The 3,324-nt window shown below is 64.0% G+C and carries 5 protein-coding genes and 1 tRNA gene; 5 read left to right on the top strand and 1 reads right to left on the bottom strand.

The genetic code is table 11. The features are described 5' to 3' along the window. The 4 genes from DBR20_RS22570 to DBR20_RS02720 all read left to right on the top strand — a co-directional run. On the top strand, window positions 1–367 hold a 367-nt coding region (locus tag DBR20_RS22570; RefSeq protein ID WP_343125678.1), incomplete at its 5' end, for an SPOR domain-containing protein. A gap of 41 nt (window positions 368–408) precedes the next feature. Continuing rightward, window positions 409–484, top strand: a tRNA-Thr gene (locus tag DBR20_RS02710). A gap of 85 nt (window positions 485–569) precedes the next feature. Beyond that, window positions 570–860, top strand: coding sequence for a type II toxin-antitoxin system RelE/ParE family toxin (locus DBR20_RS02715; RefSeq protein WP_108265102.1), 291 nt, complete (start codon window positions 570–572; stop codon window positions 858–860). Window positions 861–906: 46 nt separating this feature from the next. Beyond that, complete coding sequence (locus tag DBR20_RS02720) at window positions 907–1,284, top strand: addiction module antidote protein (protein ID WP_108265103.1); 378 nt, start codon at window positions 907–909, stop codon at window positions 1,282–1,284. Window positions 1,285–1,305: 21 nt separating this feature from the next. Here DBR20_RS02720 and DBR20_RS02725 read toward each other — a convergent pair whose 3' ends face one another. Continuing rightward, the gene (locus DBR20_RS02725; RefSeq protein WP_108265104.1) at window positions 1,306–2,241 is read right to left on the bottom strand and encodes a hypothetical protein; all 936 of its coding nucleotides are present in this window, start codon (window positions 2,239–2,241) and stop codon (window positions 1,306–1,308) included. 159 nt (window positions 2,242–2,400) lie between these two features. Between DBR20_RS02725 and DBR20_RS02730 the strand changes: the two genes are divergently transcribed. After that, window positions 2,401–3,168, top strand: coding sequence for a DUF3011 domain-containing protein (locus DBR20_RS02730; protein ID WP_108265105.1), 768 nt, complete (start codon window positions 2,401–2,403; stop codon window positions 3,166–3,168). Window positions 3,169–3,324: the final 156 nt, after the last annotated feature.

The raw sequence follows: 3,324 nt of genomic DNA on the forward strand, positions 1-3,324 counted from the left end.
GCGCGAGCAGCCCGCCGCCAGCGGCAGCGCCCGTTACCGCGTGCTGCTGCCCGCCGCCGCCAGCCGCGATGACGCGCAGGCCACGGTCAAGCGCATCGTCGCCGCCGGGCTGAGCGACTACTACATCATCAGCCAGGGCGAAGAGACCAACGCCATTGCGCTGGGCCAGTACCGCAACCGCGAGGGCGCCGAACGGCGCATGGCCGCGGTGCAGGCCGCCGGCTTCCAACCGCGGCTGGTCGCCAGTGGCGATGCCGGCCAATGGTGGCTGGAAGGGCAGCTGGCGGCTGCGGCCGAACCGGCCCAGGCGCAGCAGCGCAGCGGCGCCGCGCAGCAACGGTCGCTGGAATGCACGCGACTGCGCTAGAATTCCCAAACCACGGCGCTGCCGTCGGCGTTTCACCCCGTGCCGCTTTAGCTCAGTTGGTAGAGCAACTGTCTTGTAAACAGTAGGTCATCCGTTCGATTCGGATAAGCGGCACCATCCACTGGCCACGATCGGTGCAAGCAGTCCAGTGGCGTTCCCCACATGAGTTGCGATCGTTGCATGTGTCCATTATAGTGGACATGTGGCGAGAATTCAGACAACCACTGAGTTCAACAGTTGGCTCAACGGTCTGCGTGACAAGCAGGGCCGTCAGCGCATCGCTGTACGCATTACACGGCTGGCGGTGGGTAATCCGGGCAAGCACCGTGTGCTCGCCGGCGGTATCGCCGAACTGAAAATCGACTTTGGCCCGGGATACCGCATCTATTACACGGAGCGTGCGGGAATTACGTACATCCTGCTGTGCGGCGGCGACAAAGACAGCCAGTCACGCGACATCGAGCAGGCCCGCAAGCTCGCCAGCCTGCTTTGACCAAGTGGCCGCAGCGTATACGCGACAGAAGATGAGGCAGATCGTCATGAACAACAAAGTACAGCTGCACGATTGGGACGCTGCTGAACACCTGCGCGATGAAGAAGACATCGCTTTTTTCATCGAAGCCGCGCTGGAAGAGGCTCCCGATGACTCGGCCTTCATCGCATCCGTACTGGGTATCGTGGCGAGAGCACGAAACATCTCAGATCTTGCACGCACTACGGGAATCGCCCGCGAAACGCTCTACAAGATGCTGCGTGGAGAAGGAAACCCAACCATGGGCAACCTCAGCAAGCTGGCCAGATCGCTTGGGTTCCGTCTGAGCCTGGTGCCGGTCGACAGCAACGGCAAGCCAGTCAAGGCGAAGCCCAAGGCCAAGTCAGGCAAGACCACTTCGAAGAAGGTGAAGAAGGTGGCGTGAATTGGCACTGTTCGTGTCCGATCAACGCTGCCCCGGATCACCCGGCACCAGGTGCCGCCACGGGAACACATCCTTGGCGAAATGGCTGACATAGCCGCCCGTTGCTGCCTGGATGACCATGAACGACAGCCGTGGACGCATGGCCTGCAGCGTCTGCAGCTGCACCACATCCAACGCGCTGTTGCGCAGCCGGAAGGTGTGCAGCGCATCGAAGGCGTCGCTGGCGAACAAGCGCTCATAGGCCGCGAAAGGCGTGACCGCATCAGTCTCGCGCGCGTCGGCCCAGGAGAACTGCAGCTCCGTCGATTCGCTGAAATCCAGCAGGCCCAAGGCAGGCAGGTTGCGTGCTGCGGCGAGGTTGTCGATGAAGCGCTGGGTGTCCGAGCCACCGCCGATATGCAGGCTGTGCAGGTGTGGCAGCGGCACCTCGAAGAACGCGGCGTCCGGTGCATTCGGCACCACCAGTTCGCTGAGGTGCGGCGCCTTGGAAACGAAGCGGGCGATCTCGCCGTCTTCTTCCATGATGGTGCCCGCGCGCTGCACCAGCGACATGTTGTGGTCGGCCGGTTCGGTCGGGGAGATCGACAACGAGCGAAGGCGTGGGAAACGCACATCGCTGTCCAGCAGCGCGGTGAACTCCCACTCACGCGTGCCATTGGCCCCTTCGTCCGGGCCGGTGAACGACAGCGACATGATCGCATCGGCCACGCGCTGAACGGACAGGCAGGCCAGCGTCCACGCGAACGGCTCCTCCCATGGGTTGCCGAAGAACTCCACGTGCAGGCCACCGTACAACGGCGCCACGATCACTCGTTCCTGCAACGCTGCCCACAGCGGGTCTGCCGGGTCCTGGATGTCCAGTTCATGCTCGGCCGCGCAGTCCAGATTGAACGCATGGATGCGTTGCTGCAGCGCCAGCAGCTGCTGCTGCGCGTGGTCGAAGGGCAGGGCGGTCATGCGTGTGTACCGGACGTCCGTGTGATACCCCCGATGATAGCGCTGGCCCGCTGGCGGCGGTCCGCCGCCGGTGATCGGTGGCTTGATGTTCCTCACGACAGAGCGACTCCGGCAGCCTCCATACTGGGCCCTCCACACACCTCTGCCAGGAAGCCGACCATGCGCCGCCACCGCCTGTCGTTGACCGTCGCGCTGCTCGCCAGCGCCTTCGCAGCACCGGCGATGGCCGCCGTGCCGTTCTTCAACGCCAGTTGCCCGGGTGGCATCGACGTGCACGCCGACGAAGGCGGGCCGGTCTACGTGCAGGGCCGCGAGGCCACACTCAAGCGCTTCAATGATCGCTATTTTGAGGCGCGCGATGCCAATAGCGGCACCACGCTTTCGATCAGCATTGGCGACGACAGTACGACGCAGGTCAGCTACACCGGGCGCGGTGGTGCCAACGGCATCTGCCAGGTCAGCAGCGGCGGCACGCCTGCGGCCGCAGAAGGCGGCAGGCATCACCGGGATCAGGATCGCGATGACGATGCGGCACTGCCACGGGAAGTGACCTGCGAATCCACCGGCCAGCGCCAGGTGTCCTGTGACATGGACACGCGCGGCACTGTGGAGATCGTGCGCCAGCTCAGCCGTACCCGTTGCGAGCAGGGCAGCAACTGGGGCCTGTCGCGGCATTCGGTGTGGGTCAACGGTGGTTGCCGCGCAGTGTTCCGCAACATGTCCAAGGCCGCAGCCAACGCGCCAGCTGGCGATACCGCGCTCGGTGCGTGCAACGCAAGCAAAGGCGCGCAGGGCACGCTCGTGACCCAAGTACCGGTCGGAACCGATTACCAGGAACTGATCATCGATTATCCCGATGGCCGTTTCCTGTGCATGATGAGCAACAACGGCCGGATACAGAGCGTGACGCCGATACGGCATCGTTGATCACGATGGGGTAGTGCCGGCCGCTGGCCGGCAAACTCCGCGAACCCTGAGGGCAGAATGGTTGCCGGCCAGCGGCCGGCACTACCCGTGGGTGGTCCTGCTGCACCGCCGCGAGTGGTGTCACATGTGTCTGGCTAGACTGTGCTTCTTTTTCGT

It is taken from the genome of Stenotrophomonas sp. HMWF023 (genome assembly GCF_003060985.1).
Classification (GTDB): domain Bacteria; phylum Pseudomonadota; class Gammaproteobacteria; order Xanthomonadales; family Xanthomonadaceae; genus Stenotrophomonas; species Stenotrophomonas lactitubi.

Excerpts from the sequence above, each read along its gene's own strand:
- DBR20_RS02720 (WP_108265103.1), top strand. The coding sequence starts at position 907 with ATGAACAACAAAGTACAGCTGCACGATTGGGACGCTGCTGAACACCTG.
- DBR20_RS02725 (WP_108265104.1), bottom strand. The coding sequence starts at position 2,241 with ATGACCGCCCTGCCCTTCGACCACGCGCAGCAGCAGCTGCTGGCGCTG.
- DBR20_RS02730 (WP_108265105.1), top strand. The coding sequence starts at position 2,401 with ATGCGCCGCCACCGCCTGTCGTTGACCGTCGCGCTGCTCGCCAGCGCC.